Below are 16,367 nucleotides of genomic sequence, written 5' to 3'. Positions count from 1 at the left end.
GCTACTGTAAGTTATAAGTAGCAGGACTTTTTTTCGTACATATGACTTTTCATTGACAGTGGCGCTTTCATTCAGTATATTATTACTGTATAACAACGTGGCGGTGTAGCTCAGCTGGCTAGAGCGTACGGTTCATACCCGTGAGGTCGTGGGTTCGACTCCCTCCGCCGCTACCAATAAGGACCCTTAGCTCAGCTGGTTAGAGCAGACGGCTCATAACCGTCCGGTCGTAGGTTCAAGTCCTACAGGGTCCATCGAGGGCAGCTTTCTAATGAAAGCTGCTTTTTTGTTTACATTTTTGTTTTCAAAAGTGAAGACGCGGGTAAATATCCGTTAGCATTTTGTTTTTGAAAAATATGAAACGAGGCGAAGCGAGATGGAACGAAATCATACGATGATGCAATTTTTTGAATGGCACGTCCCGGCTGACCAAAAGCATTGGAAGCGATTGAAAGAACGGGCTTCTAAATTGAAAAAAGCAGGAATCACCGCACTTTGGCTGCCACCAGTCACTAAAGGTCAGAGTGATGAGGATACGGGATATGGTGTCTATGATTTGTATGATTTAGGCGAGTTTGATCAAAAAGGAACCGTCGCCACAAAATACGGGACGAAGCAAGAGCTGCTTGAGGCGACGAAACACGCCCAAGAGCTCGGGATGCAAGTATATATGGACGTCGTGTTGAACCATAAAGCCGGAGCCGACGCGACCGAGAAGTTCGACGTGTTAGAAGTCGATCCGGAAGACCGGACGAAAGTGTTGTCGGAAGAACCGTTTGAGATCGAAGGTTGGACGAAGTTTGATTATAAAGCGCGAAACGGTAAGTATTCGTCGTTCAAATGGAACTTCCATCATTTCAACGGAACAGACTATGACGCGGCGGGCGACCACAGCGGTATCTTCTTCATCTTAGGCGAAAACAAGAAATGGAATGACAACGTCGATAGTGAGTTCGGGGTGTACGACTATTTGATGTTCGCGAACATCGACTATCACCATCCGGAAGTCCGGGAAGAAGTATTAAATTGGGGCAAGTGGTTCATCGAAGAGACGCAATGTGACGGTTTCCGTCTCGATGCGATCAAACATATCAACTACGATTTCGTCAAAGAGTTCAGCCAAAAGATGAAAGATGAAAAAGGCGAGAACTTTTACTTGGTCGGTGAGTTTTGGAAGTCGGAGCTCGAAGATTGCCGTGCTTTTTTAGACAACATCGACTACCACGTCGACCTGTTCGACGTGCCGCTCCATTACAATTTGCAGCGTGCCTCGATCGAAGGCGCATCGTTTGATTTGCGGACGATCTTTGACGACACACTCGTCCAGTCCCACCCACTTCACTCGGTCACGTTCGTCGACAACCATGACTCACAGCCGGCCGAGGCGCTCGAGTCATGGGTCGGAGATTGGTTCAAACAGAGTGCTTACGGTTTGATTTTACTCCGTCAAGACGGTTATCCGTGTGTTTTCTACGGGGATTACTACGGCATCAACGGGCCCCACCCGGTCGAAGGGAAGAAGCTGGCCATTGATCCGCTTCTGTACGCCCGTCGTGAAAAAGCGTATGGGCAACAAGACGACTACTTCGATAACGAGCACGTGATCGGCTGGGTCCGACACGGCAGTGAGGACATCGAGCGTTCAGGTTGTGCCGTCATCATCTCGAATAACGAAGAAGCGGAGAAACAGATGTTTGTTGGGGAGCATCGTGCCGGTGAGAAATGGGTCGACTTGACGCAGACGATCGATGAAATCATCGAGATTGACGAAGATGGAAAAGGGGTATTTAAAGTAGCGGCAGGATCGATCTCGGTCTGGGCGTTGCCGGACGAAGATGTGGAATAAGCCTTTACAATTGAGTAAGCCGTCACAAATCTGTTACATTTAAAACGAACGTTGTTCAAACCAATTTTAAGGGGGATTTTAGTTATGGCTAAATTTGAATTACCACAACTTGATTACGCATACGATGCACTCGAACCACACATTGACGCACGCACGATGGAAATCCACCATTCGAAACACCACAACGCTTACGTCACGAACGTGAACAATGCACTCGAAGGAAAAGACGTAGAGTACTCTTCACTTGAAGACTTGCTCCAAAAACTCGATTCGCTTCCTGCTGACATTCAGACAGCTGTTCGTAACAACGGCGGCGGCCATTGGAACCACTCGTTCTTCTGGAAGTTGTTGAAGAAAAACGAGAACGGGACGCCAACGGGCGAACTCGCAACGGCAATCGACGAAGCGTTCGGCAGCTTTGACGCGTTCAAAGATGAGTTCACGAAAGCCGCTACAACTCGTTTCGGTTCAGGTTGGGCTTGGCTCGTCGTCAAAGGCGGAAAGCTCGAAGTCACGTCGACACCGAACCAAGATTCACCGATCATGGAAGGCATCACGCCGATCCTTGGACTCGATGTTTGGGAGCACGCATACTACTTGAACTATCAAAACCGTCGCCCGGACTACATCCAAGCGTTCTTCCACGTCATCGACTGGGATTACGTCGCGAAGCTTTACGCTGACGCCAAATAATGACACGATCCCGAGATTCGGTTGAATCTCGGGATTTTTTCTACATTTCATTAATTTGTAAACAAATTATGATATAGTAAAAATCGAGTCTGAAAATAGAAATACAGAAAAGTATAATATAGAAGCAACTGAAAGTGGAAGGAGATAACTGAATTGGCTAGACACCGTGTGAAAGTGCCGAAAAAACGGCGTAACCACCTTCCGTTACGATTAAATTTATTGTTCTTTATCGTCTTCATCTTGTTTGCGACGTTGATCTTTCGGTTAGGCGTCGTCCAAATCGTCAACGGAGAGTTAATCGCCCGAGAAGTTCAAAAGACCGAGTCGAGCAAGATCAAGTACGAGGTGCCTCGCGGCAAAATCTACGATCGGAACGGGCAAGTGTTGGCCGACACGATTTCGAACTATTCGGTCATGTACCGTCGCTCCCAAGTGACGAAAACGGAAGAGCGTCTCGATGTTGCGGTCAAACTTGCTAAGATCGTCGACATTCCGGAGAAAGATCGCAAAGTGACCGAACGGGATCGCAAGGACTATTGGATCGCCATCGATCCCGAGCGCTCGCAAGAACGAGTCCAATCCCTTCTCGCCGAGCTACCGGAAGAAGAGCGGGCCGCCTTGTCGAACCAAGAAGTCGATCAGTTGCTGCTTGATTCAATCACACAAGCAGAGATCACGTTCGATGATGCGACCGAAGAGATCATCGCCATCAAACATAATATGGAGAGCGGGTACGCGTTAGACCCGCAAGTCATCAAGATTGGCGCGTCACCGAAAGAGATGGCTTTGATCGAAGAAAACTTGGAGCTGTTGCCCGGCGTCAGCGTCGAACCATACTACCAACGGGCTTATCCGTTCGGTGAAACGTTCCAAAGCTTCCTCGGAAGCTATCGTCAAATCCCGGCCGAGCAACGGGCCTCGTATCAGGCAAAAGGCTACGGGTTGAACGATCGGGTCGGGACGTCTTATCTCGAGCAGCAATATGAAGATATTTTACGCGGGACTCCGGCTTATGACGTGTTCACGACGTACAAAGGCCAACCGGTCGGTGAGCCTACGCGCGTGAGCGGTAATCCCGGAAAAGATATCATCTTGTCGACGGACATCGAATTCCAAAAAGAAGTCGACGAGATCTTGAAGAAGGCGATCCTCGCCGGACGTTCGGGGAGCCCACACTTCGACCGGGCTTTCGTTGTCGTCATGAATCCGAAGACGGGCGAGCTGCTCGCTTTGTCTGGGCAAGAGTTAGATCTCGAGACGAACGAGTTTAAAGACGTCTCGACAGGAACCGTCCTCCGAGCGAGCCAAATCGGCTCGACGATCAAAGGGGCGACCGTCGCGTTCGGACTTGAAGAAGAAGTCATCAAGCCGGGCGAATACATTTACGACGCACCGATCCGTATCGGGTCTTCGCTCAAGTCGTCTTACCGGAACATGGGGAACATCAACGACCTCGATGCGCTCGCCATGTCGTCGAACATTTACATGTTCCAGATCGCGCTCAGGCTCGCTGATTATTACTCGACCGGCCAAATCGTCGGTGACAACGTCACCGAGGCGTTCAATACGATGGAGCACTACTATAAACAGTTCGGACTCGGGATCGAGACGGGCATCGATCTTCCTTACGAGTCGATCGGTTTCCGGAGCGTTCCGGACCGTGTCACACTGTTGATGGATATGTCGATCGGTCAGTTCATCTCGTATACGCCGATCCAACTCGCGCAATATACGTCGACGCTCGCCAACGGCGGGTATCGGGTGCAACCGCATCTTTTAAAAGAAATCATCGAACCGGGCTCGCTCGATGAGATGAACAAACAAGTCGTCAGCACTTTCCAGCCGAAAGCGCTGAACAAAGTCGACATCCGCGACGAGTTCATCCAGCGTTCACGTGAAGGCTTCCGTCAAGGGGTCGAGACCGGGACGTCACGGATTCTCCAACAGACGGGGATGACGGCAGCCGGTAAGACCGGGACCGCGCAAGCAATCGCGGAAGGGCCGGACGGCCAAGCGAAACGAAACGCGAACGGTGAGCCGATCAAGACGCTCAACTCGAACCACGTCGGCTGGGCTCCGTACGACGACCCAGAGATCGCGTGGGCGATCATCATGCCAGGTCTTGAGGCGGAAGGCGTCAACACGCGCGTCGCCCATGACATCATGAAAGTGTATTTTGATTTAGAAGACGTCCAAGCACAGCTCCAGTAAAGAAGTCACTTCGGTGGCTTCTTTTTTTATCTTTACAATTCTTTTACGTTCCGTTTATTTATCGTTAATAGTAGTTTATTAGGATGTTAATTGTAGGACGAAACAACAGACCCGCAACACAAATCAAAGCAAACTCAAGGAGGACGTCAGAAATGTCTTGGATGAAAAAATCAGCTTTACTCGCTTCAATCACTTCGGTGGCCATCGTCGGTGCCGCATGTGGAAACAATGAAGAAGAAAACGGTGGAGCCGAAGGGGACGCACTTTCAGGTAAAGTCGTCATGGACGGTTCGTCTACCGTATTCCCAATCATGGAAGCGGTCGCTGAAGAGTATTCAGCTGAACAGCCAGACGTTGAAGTAACGGTCGGTGTATCTGGAACGGGCGGCGGTTTCAAACGTTTCGTAACCGGTGAGACAGACTTCTCGAACGCATCACGTGAAATCAAAGAAGAAGAAGCGGCCGAAGCTGAAGCGAACGGCGTTGAATATACACAACTCGCCGTCGCGCTTGACGGACTCTCACTCGTCGTCAACCCAGAAAACGATTGGGCCCAAGACATCACGATTGAAGAGCTTAACAAAATGTGGACAGACAGCAATATTAAAACATGGAAAGACGTCCGCTCGGACTGGCCGGATGAAGAGATCTCATTCTTCTCACCTGGTAAAGATTCAGGAACGTACGATTTCTTCAACGAAGCAGTACTTGAAGACACGGACATCCGTCAAGACGCGCAGTTGTCAGAAGACGATAACGTCCTCGTAACAGGAGTTGCCGGAACGAAAGGTGCGATCGGCTTCTTCGGATACGCGTACTACATTGAAAACCAAGACACACTTCGTGCGATGAGTGTAGAAGGCGTTGAACCAACGACAGAAACGATCAACGACTTGTCGTATCCGCTCTCGCGTGAAATCTACACGTACGTGAACAACGCATCATTGAAAGATAAGCCACAAGTCGCAGACTACACGCGGTTCTTGAACGAGAACGCGGCAGCCTTGTCTGAGGAAGTCGGCTATGTCGGTATGGAACAAGCTCGTTACGACGAGAACGCCAAAGTGATCGACGAGATCGCTGGCGAATAAATATTGCGGATGGCAGAAGGTGAGAGGGTCTCTCGCCTTCTCGCCATGCTTTCTAGTATGAAGAGGTAGGGAGCGATAAACGAGATGAACGAATCAAAAAAAGAGTTCTCGATTCGAGAGATGATTAACGCGAATAAGCAAAAAAAATATAGTACGACGAACGTGTTTGATAAAGTCATGCCGTTCTTATTATTCTTGAGCGCATTTGTCTCGGTCGTCACGACGATTGGGATTGCTTTGACGCTCGGTTTCGAACTGTTCAAGTTCTTTGAAAAAGTCCCGGTACGCGATTTCATCGGCTCGACCGAATGGTACCCGCTCAGTGCGGACCCGAGTTTCGGTGTTTGGGCACTCGTCATGGGCACACTCCAAATCACACTCATCGCGATGATCGTGGCGGTACCACTCGGACTCGCGTCGGCCATTTATTTGAGCGAGTACGCGTCTGAACGGGCTCGGACGATTCTCAAGCCGATTCTTGAAGTCCTAGCCGGCGTTCCGACAATCGTCTTCGGGTTCTTCGCCTTGTCATTCGTCACACCGATCTTACAGTCGCTCATTCCAGGGTTGAAGATCTATAACGCCCTCAGTCCAGGAATCGTCGTCGGTATCATGATCATCCCGATGATCGCGTCGATTTCGGAAGATGCGATGAGTGCCGTTCCGAAAAAGATTCGGGACGGGGCACTCGGCCTTGGAGCGACACGTTTAGAAGTCGCCCTCAAAGTCGTCATGCCGGCCGCGCTCTCAGGGATCATCGCTTCGATCGTCCTAGGGATGAGTCGAGCGATCGGTGAGACGATGATCGTCACAATCGCGGGTGGGTCGCAACCGAACTTCGAGTTCAACCCGCTCAATGCGATCCAAACGATGACGGCGTATATCGTCCAGATCGCCAAAGGTGACGCTGGTTACGGGACAATCGAATACTACAGTATCTATGCGGTCGGTGCGCTTCTATTCATCTTTACGCTCGTGATGAACTTGTTCGCGAACTGGGTGACGCGCCGCTTCAGAGAGGAGTACTAATATGGCTTTACCGAACAGTGAGTTCAAGAATACGAAGAACTATATTGACCATGAGACCGTATCGCGACGGATTAAAAGTCGCCTACGATTGAATGAAGTATTTAAATACATCTTTTTAGCGGGGCTCGTCTTCGCCTTGCTTGTTTTATCGACGCTTATTTATGACGTGATTTCAAAAGGTGGCGGATGGGTCAATCTCGACTTCCTCCGTAACTTCCCGTCACGCCGTGCCGAACAGGCCGGTCTTTATCCGGCTTTGATCGGGACGCTTTGGCTTATGGTTATGATTGTGCCGATGGTGTTTATCGTCGGTGTCGGTGCTGCGATTTATTTGGAAGAGTACGCACCTAAAAACCGGCTCACATCGTTTATCGAAGTGAACATCTCGAACTTGGCGGGTGTCCCGTCAATCGTGTTCGGTTTGCTCGGATTGACGTTCTTCGTCCGAACGGCCGGACTTGGCAGTTCGGTCATGACTGGTGCGCTGACGCTCGGTCTGATGAGTTTGCCGATTGTCATCGTCGCGTCACAAGAAGCGTTACGGTCCGTTAAGATGGAGCTGCGTCACGCGTCACTCGCAATGGGTGCCTCAAAATGGCAAACGACGTTCAACGTCGTGTTACCGTCAGCCATTCCAGGGATCATTACCGGGATCATCTTGGCCGTATCCCGGGCCATCGGCGAGACGGCACCGCTCATCATGATTGGAGCGGCAACGTTCATCTCGACAACACCGAGCAACGTGCTCTCTGACTTCACAGCACTCCCGATTCAAATTTACAACTGGACAAGCCGTCCACAAGCAGAATTCCAAAACCTTGCCGCTGCCGGTATCATCGTCTTGATGACAGTGCTCATCACGATGAACTCGGTCGCAATCTATATCCGTAACAAATATACAAATCGACATTAAGTCGCAGCAGTAAACGAGGAGGACTCTCGAGATGATGAAACAAACAGAGCTTAAAGGAGATCACAACGTGAATACAACGACGACCCAACCGAACGAGACCGTGATGCAAAAAGACAGCGCCTATGTCGTGAACAACTTGAACTTATGGTACGGCGACGATCAAGCGTTGATCGACGTCAATCTCGACATTAAGAAAAATGAAGTGACGGCCATCATCGGTCCGTCTGGTTGTGGGAAGTCGACGTTTATCAAGACGTTGAATCGGATGGTCGAACTCGTCCCGACGGTGCGCACGAACGGGGAGATTCTTTACCACGGCCGTAACATTTTTGATCGTGACTATAGAGTCGAAGACCTCCGCACGTCGGTCGGGATGGTATTCCAGCAGCCAAACCCGTTCCCGAAATCCGTGTACGACAACGTCGCGTACGGACCGCGCACGCACGGAATCAAAAACAAAAAAGTGCTCGACGAGATCGTCGAACGCTCACTGCGCGGTGCTGCGATTTGGGAAGAAGTGAAAGATCGCTTGAACGAGAACGCCTATGGTCTCTCGGGTGGTCAGCAACAGCGCCTTTGCATCGCCCGGACACTTGCGATTGAACCAGATGTCATTCTTATGGACGAGCCGACGTCGGCGCTTGACCCGATCTCGACACTTAAAGTCGAAGAGCTCGTCCAAGAGTTGAAAGAACAATATTCGATCATCATCGTCACGCACAATATGCAGCAAGCAGCACGTGTGTCTGACAAGACGGCGTTCTTCTTGAACGGTGAAGTCGTCGAGTTCGACGCAACCGATAAAATCTTCTCGAATCCAACTGACAAGCGGACTGAAGATTACATTTCTGGCCGGTTCGGTTAAGAGGGGGAGATTACTATGGCACAAAATCGCACATTTTTTGATGTTAAATTACACGAACTAGAAGAGAAAGTCGTTCGCTTGGCGAACTTGACGATGCGCCAGACGGCGACGGCGATCGAGGTACTTGAGAAACGAGACCTCACGCTCGCCCAGACGGTGATCGACAATGATAACGAACTAGACGACCTCGAACTTGAAATCAACGACCAGGCGATTCTCTTGATTGCCAAACAACAACCGGTCGCGACCGATCTTCGTCGCTTGATCGTGACGATGAAGTCCGCGACCGATCTTGAACGGATCGCGGATTACGCGACGAACATCGCCAAAGCCGTGACGCGAATCGAGCACGTCCCGTACTTGCTTGACATTAAGCCGCTCAAGCAGATGGCCGAACAGTTGATCGATATGCTTGAACTCGCAACCCGTGCCTATCGTAAAGGTGAAGCCAGCCGGGTCCGTGAGTTGAATGAGATGGACAAAGTCATCGATGATCTCAACTTACAGGCGATCAAGCAATATATCGGAAGTCTGCCGACGATGACGGTCGGAACGAACGATGTCTATGAGTTTGCAAACATCGCCCGCTATCTCGAGCGGATGGGCGACCATGTGACCAATTTCGGGGAACATTTGATTTTTCTCGAAAAAGGGAAGCATTATGATTTAAATCAGTGATAAAAGTGGTAAAGAACAACAGGTCTGTTGTTCTTTACTTTTTTTGTGCAGGAATTCACGGAAAAAGAACGAATACGTAGAGCATATGGATTTTTTTTTGGAAGGGAGCCAGACACAAATGGAAGAAAAAATCGTATCCTTGAAACAACAAGGGCTTACGTTAAAACAGATTGCAGAACAATTAGACATGCCAGTCGGAAAAGTCCAGTACGCATGGCGTAAATGGCGTTCCCAGAACGGTGAGGTCACCAAGCCGACAACCGCTCCTAAAAAATCTTCTAATGAAGGGAAGGATAGAATGAAACGAAACGAGAAAGAAGCTCCAACAGTGGGGCAAGTCGCCTCGACACTCCATCACGAAGAGCCAAAGCAGTCACCGCTCCTTGAAACAGGTCCAGACGGTTTTTGGAAGCTTCCAGACCGCTACGATGTCGACCTCATGCACGCAGTCGTCCAATCCCCGAACGCGGTCTATGTTTTTTGGGAAGTGTCAGACGCTGTGAAAGAGACGCTGACGATGCAGTTCATGCGGCCGTGGGAAGATTTGCCGAAGGCGTTCCGCATCTTAGACATCACCCTGCTCGATTACACATCTGGTCATGCGAACCGGTCTTATACGTTCGAGTTGCCGGAAATGACGAACAGTTGGTTCGTCCGTCCGCTTGACCCGAACACGACGTACGTCTTCGAATTCGGGATTCGGACGATGGAAGGCGAATTTCTTCCGCTCGTCGCCTCGATGCCGATTGATACGCCGCGGAACGAACCGGCAGGAGTCGGACGTTTTGCCGAACCGGTCAGACGTTGGCAATTCGGTGAAGTCGAGTCACCAGAACTACTCGATACGTTACCAAAATATTCTGCATACCGCTGCGTACGCTGAGGAGGACACACTATGAAACCAGGTTATTTTTCACTCGTCCTACATGCCCATCTTCCGTACGTGAGGCATGAAGAGAAACACCGGCTAGAAGAGCGCTGGGTATATGAAGCCATCTCGGAGACATACATCCCGATTCTGTGGCAGGTCGATCGACTTCAACGGCCCCTGCATTGGACGGTCAGTATCTCTCCGCCCGTCGTCGAAATGCTCGCCGACCCACTCGTCCAAGATCGCTATCTTGGGCATTTAGATGAGATGCTTGAACTGATCTCAATCGAACTGGCTGAGGGTCGGAGCGAACAAGAAGTCGAGACGCTTCATTTTTACGAACGCCGTTATCAAGACTTGAAGAATACGTTCCTCCATTGGGAGAAAAATTTGAACCATGCGTTCCGTACATATCGTGAGCAAGGCTTCATCGATATGGTCACATGTACGGCGACACACGGTTTCAACCCGCATCTGTTCACCGATCAGGCGGCACGGGCCGAGATTCGGACTGGATTGAACTGCTTCGAGCGGCATTACGGCTTCCGTCCGACCGGCATTTGGTTACCGGAATGTGCGTATACGCCAGGAGTCGACCGCATCCTCTATGAGGAAGGGATTCGCTACACGTTCGTCGATGAGCACGCGTTGCTCGAAGCCGACCCGACGCCGGACAAAGGCATCGGTGCGCCTGTCTATTCGCCGCACGGAGTCGCTTTGTTCCCACGTGATCAAATCATCTCCGGGAAGATTTGGAGTTCGATGATCGGTTATCCGGGGCATCCGGATTATCGCGAGTTTTATCGCGATCTCGCCTACGACCGGGACTGGGAATACATTCAAGCGTTCATGCATCCAGAGGGCATCCGCTTCGACACAGGTCTGAAGATGCATCGCATCACGGGAGACAGCGACGAAAAAGACTTTTACGTCCGCGGATGGGCCGAACATCAAATCGATAATCACGCGACCGATTTCGCCGAGACGCTCGCGGCACATTTAGAAGCGCACGGTGGACAAACGTTCCCGCCGTTCCTCGTCACGGCACCGTTTGACGCCGAACTGTTCGGCCATTGGTGGTTTGAGGGCCCTGAATTTTTAGGGCAAGTCGCAGAGCGACTAGAGGCGTACGGGATTGAGACGATCACGCCGGCACTCTTCCTCGAGCGTCATTTCCAAGACCTGCAAACAGTACAAGTTTCGATGAACACGTGGGGCCGGAAAGGTTACGGCGATGTTTGGATCAACGAACGCAACGAATGGATGCTCAGACATTTGCACACGATGGAGACGCAACTCGTCAAAGACGTGGCTGACTATCGGAACACTTCGCCACTCGCCGACCGGGCTTTGAGACAGCTCATTCGTCATTATGTGCTCTCAGTCTCGAGCGATTGGGCGTTTATCTTGGATGGCCAGACGACGGCGCAATACGCCGCCGAACGTTTCCGGGAACATACCCGTCTGTTTGCCGAACTCGAGACGGCTCTCTACGAAGGCAAGCTATCGGATCGCTTGCTAGACGAGCACTACACGGTCTATCCGTTCTTAGACGACGTGGACATTGATATCGATACGTTCCTATCTCCGCACGACTATTATGTGACGCAGGAGCGTGGCGAAGAAGGTGAGGTCATTCTCGTCCTCACGCCAGAATATACAGGCAATATCGTGGGTGACCTCGGTCACCGCGTCGTCGCTGAAGTCGAGGCACGAGCAGCTGACGGGGAGACCGTTTACGTCCTCACGCCGCACAGTGAAGGATTGCCTGAATACGAGCGTCACAATCGCGTGCACGTGTACCGGGTCCCACTCACGAGTCCGTTTCTAGAGCATGTCATGAACCAAATCGCTGCTCAGAACGTTGCCTACGTGAAACTCGTCCAACAGTTACAGACGATGGTCAACTTCAAAGCGGTCCATCATTTTGATTGGATGACGATTCCAGCTGCACGTTCACTTGCGAAGTCACTAGATGTTCCGTTATACTCAACTATGTTGTCATTTGAAACGACCCGCAACCCGCACGGGCACGGTGGCCTGTTCGATGCGATTCATCGCATTGAGAACGGCGTCCTCTCGGAAGCTGATACGGTTTATGTCGGTGAACAGCTCTCGATCGAGGAGCTCGCGACGCGGTATGTGATCGGCGATAACGTAAAAACGTGCCTACCGCTCGACGCGTCACCGTACGAGCAGAAACGTTTGAAAAAGAACGTGAAATAACCTTGCTTTTTCAAAAAAAACTTGGTAGGATAATTGAGTATGCTTAGACTGTAAAGCAAAAGCACTTGATACAACATTAGTAAGATGGGAGTGAAAGATATGCGCGTTAAAATCACACTAGCTTGCACAGAAACAGGCGATCGCACGTACATCACGAAGAAAAACAAACGTAACAACCCAGAGCGCCTCGAATTGCGCAAATACAACCCACGTCTCCGTCGTCACACGCTTTACCGCGAAGTGAAATAATTGAGACCGGCCGTCACTCATGTGGCGGCCTTTTTTTTCGACAGGAGGAATAACAAATGACAGCTAAACAAGAGCTCCGAAAAGCGGTTCATGTGAATATTCGCGCGCTCACCGATCGTGACGAGCGTGATGAAGCGATCTTACATACCGTGGCGTCGCTCCCTGAGTGGCAACAAGCGTATACGGTCGCACTCACATTGTCACTCGACCTTGAAGTGAATACGCGTCCGCTCATCGATACAGCTTTAAAAGCAGGAAAATCGGTGTTGGTGCCGAAAGTAACGGAACAGGGGCTCACGTTCCACGAAATCAGGACGTTCAGCGACCTCGAGCCGGGGGTAATGGGTATTCTCGAGCCGACGACCGCGGAAACCGACCTCGACATTGATGTCTGTATCGTCCCAGGCCGTGTCTTTGACCGTTCTGGATATCGGATCGGTTGGGGCGGGGGTTATTACGACCGTTTCTTAGCGACATATCGCGGTGCGACAATCGCTCTCGCCTACGACGTACAAGTGCTCGACGAAATACCGATCGAACCACACGACATACCTGTCGAACTGATCGTGACAGAAAGGGAAATGATTCGATGCTCTCAATCGTCCTCGTAACTTGTCTAGTTGCACTGGCCGGATATCGTCTCCAGTCGTTGACGTTCTCTGGGGCGATCTTGACGATCGTGACAGGGACGGTCATCGGGTTTGGTTTTGGCTGGTTCGGGCTGTACTTGCTCGGTGTGTTCTTTTCGACGTCCTCGCTCGCTTCAAAATATCGCGCCCGCGACAAAGCATCGGTCGATGACATCGTCGAAAAATCCGGACCGCGTGACTTTGTGCAAGTGCTTGCGAACGGAGGAATCGCCATGCTCACCGCCGTCGGAATGGCGATGACTTCGAACGAGGCGTGGCTATTCGCTTACGTCGTTTCAATCGCGGCGGCGACGAGTGACACGTGGGGGTCCGAGTTCGGCGTTCTCGCATCGCGCCGACCGCGCTCAATTTTGACATTGCGTGAAGTTGAACCGGGGACGAGCGGTGGGGTGTCACCGTTCGGTACGCTCATGTCTGTCGCCGGTGCGACGATCATCGTCTTGGCATCGCTCCCGTTCTTAAATATAACGATGGGCACGCTATTTCTATTGATTGCGCTCGGGCTGAGCGGCAGCGTCGTCGATACGTTGCTCGGTGCGACCGTGCAACGGAAGTATCGCTGTCGGACGTGCCAAAAACTGACGGAGAAAAAGCTGCATCACGGCGAAGCGACCGACTATGTATCTGGATGGCGCTTTCTCGGCAACGACGCCGTTAACTTCTTGGCGATCGCCTCCGCGGCAGCGATTGGTTTTCTTGTTTTCGCATAAGGGTAATACAGAGAATGAGGATGTTTCAAACGAATGTGAATTTTGTCACAATATTGCCAAACTGAAAACGGTTTCTCTTGTATTGACTGTTTGTGAATGATGTTACAATCTAGGTGTGACAGACAAAGCAAAAACATGAAACAGATTGTTTGAAGGGTGGAAAAACAACATGGAAACATTAAATCATGCAAAAGTAACACGGGTCGCTCTCGTCGGGGCCGGAGCGGTCGGTGCAAGCTTCGCGTATCAATTGACGACAGCGAGCCTATGTGAAGAACTCGTCATCATCGACATCAACAAGGCGAAAGCAGAAGGCGAAGCGATGGACTTGAACCACGGCGTCTCGTTCGCTTCGTCGCCGATGCGCGTCTGGGCTGGAGATTACACGGACTGCGGTGCTGCAGATATCGTCGTCATCACGGCCGGCGCTCCTCAAAAACCAGGTGAGACACGTCTCGACCTCGTTGAGAAAAATGCGAAAATCATGAAAGCGATGATCACTGACATCATGGCCTCTGGCTTCGACGGTATTATCATCGTCGCGTCAAACCCGGTCGATATCATGACACACTTAGCTTGGAAATACTCTGGTCTTCCGAAACATCGCGTCTTCGGATCAGGGACTGTACTCGATACGTCACGCCTCCGCTACATGCTAGGTGATTACTTCAACGTCGATCCGCGCAACTGCCACGCTTACATCATGGGTGAGCATGGCGATACCGAGTTCGCAGCGTGGAGCAACGCCCGGATTTACGGCAAATCGGTCGAACAGTTGCTCGAAGAAAACGACGAGTATACGTGGGAAGATCTTGAAGATATCTACGTCAACGTTCGTGACGCTGCGTACCACATCATCGAACGTAAAGGCGCGACTTACTATGCGATTGGTCTCGGCTTGCTTCGTCTCGTCAAAGCGGTGCTCCGTAACGAGAACACGCTGCTCACGGTCGGTGCCTACTTGGACGGAGAGTACGGCTTGAACGATATTCATATCGGTGTGCCGGCAATCATCAACCGCCAAGGCGTGCGTCAAGTCGTCGAAATCGAGTTATCAGAAGAAGAGAAGCAGAAAATGCTCCATTCGGCAGACGTGTTGTTGAAAACGATGCAACCTGTTTTATAATATATTTGCGATATAGACGTAGTCGGCGTATGCCGGCTACGTTTTTTGATGTGTTGCCACGGATGCCGGACAGATTCAGAAAGCGCCAACTTTTGTCGTCATGATCGAATTGGATTACAATTAAGACAGAAGGAAAGGAGGGGATTCAGTTGACGCAATCGGGATGTTTTTGGGAAGACATTTACCATGCGGTCGAGGCAGGCGGTCGGGTCGAAGGGATACTCGAGCCTTCGCGCGCGCTGCTATTGTTCGACACGAAAGCTGGAGACCTCTATCACCTGTACATAAAGACAGATAAGGCGTGGGCGAACCATGTCGCGATCGAGATCGAGGCGGTCATGAGCTCGTTCCGACTCGCACGACTCGGGCGTGCGAAGCTTCACGTTCATATATACGGCGACGCGCTCGTCGATGAGGAGCGACTTGAGACGTTGTCGTTCCAAGTCGCGGCCAAGGTGAGACTCGATAGGCATTCGTGTGGCGATGACCAAGATGAGGCCCGGTTTCGGCCGCTCGCGCTCGCACTCGATAAACAGCGAAAAGCCGAACTGAAGAAGCGATTCTCATTCGGTGAACCTAAATTCGTCTATGCGCTCATGATGTTGACGTTTGTCGTCATGTGGCTCGCCGAATCATTCGGCTCGACGCTCGATCCGAACACGCTCATCCGATTCGGCGCCAAAGTCAATCCGCTCATCGATGAAGGCGAATGGTGGCGCCTCGTCACACCGATGTTCCTTCATATCGGTTGGTTTCATTTTGCGATCAACATGTTCGCGCTCTGGTCGCTCGGCCCGCTCGTCGAACGCATGTATGGGTCACCGAGGTTCTTGACGATCTATCTGTTGGCGGGCGTCATCGCGTCGACCGCCTCTTACGCGTTCAGTGAGGCGATCTCGGCCGGGGCGTCCGGCGCATTGTTCGGTCTCGTCGGCGCACTGCTCTATTTCGGACTGCGTGACCGCTCGCTGTTCATGAAGACACTCGGCCCACCGCTGTTTATTATGTTAGGATTAAACGTAGGGCTCGCCTTCGTCCTCGGTGCCAGCTTGGACCACTCGGCCCATGCCGGTGGCCTCATCGGTGGATTTTTGATGGCGGGCGTGGTCGGATTACCTGACGAGACGACAAAAAAATGGCGCCTGTTGTTCACGGCGCTGGCAGTTTTATTGACCGGGACACTATACTGGCTCGGATATCATCGATGAC

Annotated in this window: 15 protein-coding genes and 2 tRNA genes; all 17 read left to right on the top strand. The window is 51.2% G+C overall.

Annotated elements, in window-relative coordinates; translation table 11 throughout:
* Positions 1-99 precede the first annotated feature (99 nt).
* Positions 100-176, top strand: a tRNA-Met gene (locus EVJ24_RS04505).
* A 4-nt stretch (positions 177-180) separates the two neighbouring features.
* Positions 181-254, top strand: a tRNA-Ile gene (locus EVJ24_RS04500).
* 122 nt (positions 255-376) lie between these two features.
* Positions 377-1,846: an alpha-amylase gene (locus EVJ24_RS04495; protein ID WP_131439918.1), complete on the top strand. Its 1,470-nt coding sequence runs from the start codon at positions 377-379 to the stop codon at positions 1,844-1,846.
* An 84-nt stretch (positions 1,847-1,930) separates the two neighbouring features.
* On the top strand, positions 1,931-2,539 hold the full coding sequence (locus EVJ24_RS04490; protein ID WP_071397750.1) for a superoxide dismutase: 609 nt from the start codon (positions 1,931-1,933) through the stop codon (positions 2,537-2,539).
* A 153-nt stretch (positions 2,540-2,692) separates the two neighbouring features.
* Positions 2,693-4,750 (top strand): peptidoglycan D,D-transpeptidase FtsI family protein, encoded by a 2,058-nt coding sequence (locus EVJ24_RS04485; RefSeq protein WP_201740345.1) that lies wholly within the window; start codon positions 2,693-2,695, stop codon positions 4,748-4,750.
* A 152-nt stretch (positions 4,751-4,902) separates the two neighbouring features.
* Positions 4,903-5,841 carry a PstS family phosphate ABC transporter substrate-binding protein gene (locus EVJ24_RS04480; RefSeq protein ID WP_131439916.1) on the top strand — a complete coding sequence of 313 codons (939 nt, stop codon included), beginning with the start codon at positions 4,903-4,905 and terminating at the stop codon, positions 5,839-5,841.
* A gap of 84 nt (positions 5,842-5,925) precedes the next feature.
* The gene (gene pstC / locus EVJ24_RS04475; protein ID WP_131439914.1) at positions 5,926-6,870 is read left to right on the top strand and encodes a phosphate ABC transporter permease subunit PstC; all 945 of its coding nucleotides are present in this window, start codon (positions 5,926-5,928) and stop codon (positions 6,868-6,870) included.
* A gap of 1 nt (position 6,871) precedes the next feature.
* A complete protein-coding gene (gene pstA, locus EVJ24_RS04470; RefSeq protein WP_131439912.1) occupies positions 6,872-7,783 on the top strand; it encodes a phosphate ABC transporter permease PstA in 912 nt (303 codons plus the stop codon).
* 103 nt (positions 7,784-7,886) lie between these two features.
* Positions 7,887-8,648: a phosphate ABC transporter ATP-binding protein PstB gene (gene pstB, locus EVJ24_RS04465; protein ID WP_233589588.1), complete on the top strand. Its 762-nt coding sequence runs from the start codon at positions 7,887-7,889 to the stop codon at positions 8,646-8,648.
* Between the two features lie 15 nt (positions 8,649-8,663).
* On the top strand, positions 8,664-9,326 hold the full coding sequence (gene phoU / locus EVJ24_RS04460) for a phosphate signaling complex protein PhoU (RefSeq protein ID WP_131439907.1): 663 nt from the start codon (positions 8,664-8,666) through the stop codon (positions 9,324-9,326).
* 85 nt (positions 9,327-9,411) lie between these two features.
* A complete protein-coding gene (locus tag EVJ24_RS04455) occupies positions 9,412-10,209 on the top strand; it encodes a DUF4912 domain-containing protein (RefSeq protein ID WP_236637556.1) in 798 nt (265 codons plus the stop codon).
* A gap of 12 nt (positions 10,210-10,221) precedes the next feature.
* Entirely contained in the window at positions 10,222-12,423 is a 2,202-nt protein-coding gene (locus EVJ24_RS04450) for a 1,4-alpha-glucan branching protein domain-containing protein (protein ID WP_131439905.1), read from the top strand.
* 84 nt (positions 12,424-12,507) lie between these two features.
* Positions 12,508-12,672, top strand: coding sequence for a 50S ribosomal protein L33 (gene rpmG, locus EVJ24_RS04445; RefSeq protein ID WP_016510885.1), 165 nt, complete (start codon positions 12,508-12,510; stop codon positions 12,670-12,672).
* Between the two features lie 56 nt (positions 12,673-12,728).
* A complete protein-coding gene (locus EVJ24_RS04440) occupies positions 12,729-13,283 on the top strand; it encodes a 5-formyltetrahydrofolate cyclo-ligase (RefSeq protein ID WP_131439903.1) in 555 nt (184 codons plus the stop codon).
* On the top strand, positions 13,262-14,032 hold the full coding sequence (locus EVJ24_RS04435; protein ID WP_131439901.1) for a DUF92 domain-containing protein: 771 nt from the start codon (positions 13,262-13,264) through the stop codon (positions 14,030-14,032). The genes EVJ24_RS04440 and EVJ24_RS04435 overlap by 22 nt, the downstream gene beginning before the upstream one ends.
* A 169-nt stretch (positions 14,033-14,201) precedes the next feature.
* The gene (locus tag EVJ24_RS04430; RefSeq protein WP_131439899.1) at positions 14,202-15,158 is read left to right on the top strand and encodes an L-lactate dehydrogenase; all 957 of its coding nucleotides are present in this window, start codon (positions 14,202-14,204) and stop codon (positions 15,156-15,158) included.
* A gap of 149 nt (positions 15,159-15,307) precedes the next feature.
* On the top strand, positions 15,308-16,366 hold the full coding sequence (locus EVJ24_RS04425; RefSeq protein WP_131439897.1) for a rhomboid family intramembrane serine protease: 1,059 nt from the start codon (positions 15,308-15,310) through the stop codon (positions 16,364-16,366).
* The last annotated feature ends 1 nt before the right edge of the window (position 16,367 follow it).

Origin of the sequence: Exiguobacterium sp. SH1S21 (assembly GCF_004337175.1) — a bacterium.
GTDB lineage: Bacteria > Bacillota > Bacilli > Exiguobacteriales > Exiguobacteriaceae > Exiguobacterium > Exiguobacterium aurantiacum_A.
Note: the sequence above shows the minus strand (reverse complement) of the source record. Positions and strands in the feature narration are given on the sequence as shown.

What these genes read in the sequence shown, in the direction of transcription:
- EVJ24_RS04490 (WP_071397750.1), top strand. Translation starts at nt 1,931, where the DNA reads ATGGCTAAATTTGAATTACCACAACTTGATTACGCATACGATGCACTC.
- EVJ24_RS04440 (WP_131439903.1), top strand. Translation starts at nt 12,729, where the DNA reads ATGACAGCTAAACAAGAGCTCCGAAAAGCGGTTCATGTGAATATTCGC.
- phoU (WP_131439907.1), top strand. Translation starts at nt 8,664, where the DNA reads ATGGCACAAAATCGCACATTTTTTGATGTTAAATTACACGAACTAGAA.
- EVJ24_RS04430 (WP_131439899.1), top strand. Translation starts at nt 14,202, where the DNA reads ATGGAAACATTAAATCATGCAAAAGTAACACGGGTCGCTCTCGTCGGG.
- EVJ24_RS04495 (WP_131439918.1), top strand. Translation starts at nt 377, where the DNA reads ATGGAACGAAATCATACGATGATGCAATTTTTTGAATGGCACGTCCCG.
- EVJ24_RS04435 (WP_131439901.1), top strand. Translation starts at nt 13,262, where the DNA reads ATGCTCTCAATCGTCCTCGTAACTTGTCTAGTTGCACTGGCCGGATAT.
- pstB (WP_233589588.1), top strand. Translation starts at nt 7,887, where the DNA reads ATGCAAAAAGACAGCGCCTATGTCGTGAACAACTTGAACTTATGGTAC.
- EVJ24_RS04480 (WP_131439916.1), top strand. Translation starts at nt 4,903, where the DNA reads ATGTCTTGGATGAAAAAATCAGCTTTACTCGCTTCAATCACTTCGGTG.
- pstC (WP_131439914.1), top strand. Translation starts at nt 5,926, where the DNA reads ATGAACGAATCAAAAAAAGAGTTCTCGATTCGAGAGATGATTAACGCG.
- rpmG (WP_016510885.1), top strand. Translation starts at nt 12,508, where the DNA reads ATGGGAGTGAAAGATATGCGCGTTAAAATCACACTAGCTTGCACAGAA.
- EVJ24_RS04455 (WP_236637556.1), top strand. Translation starts at nt 9,412, where the DNA reads ATGGATTTTTTTTTGGAAGGGAGCCAGACACAAATGGAAGAAAAAATC.
- pstA (WP_131439912.1), top strand. Translation starts at nt 6,872, where the DNA reads ATGGCTTTACCGAACAGTGAGTTCAAGAATACGAAGAACTATATTGAC.
- EVJ24_RS04450 (WP_131439905.1), top strand. Translation starts at nt 10,222, where the DNA reads ATGAAACCAGGTTATTTTTCACTCGTCCTACATGCCCATCTTCCGTAC.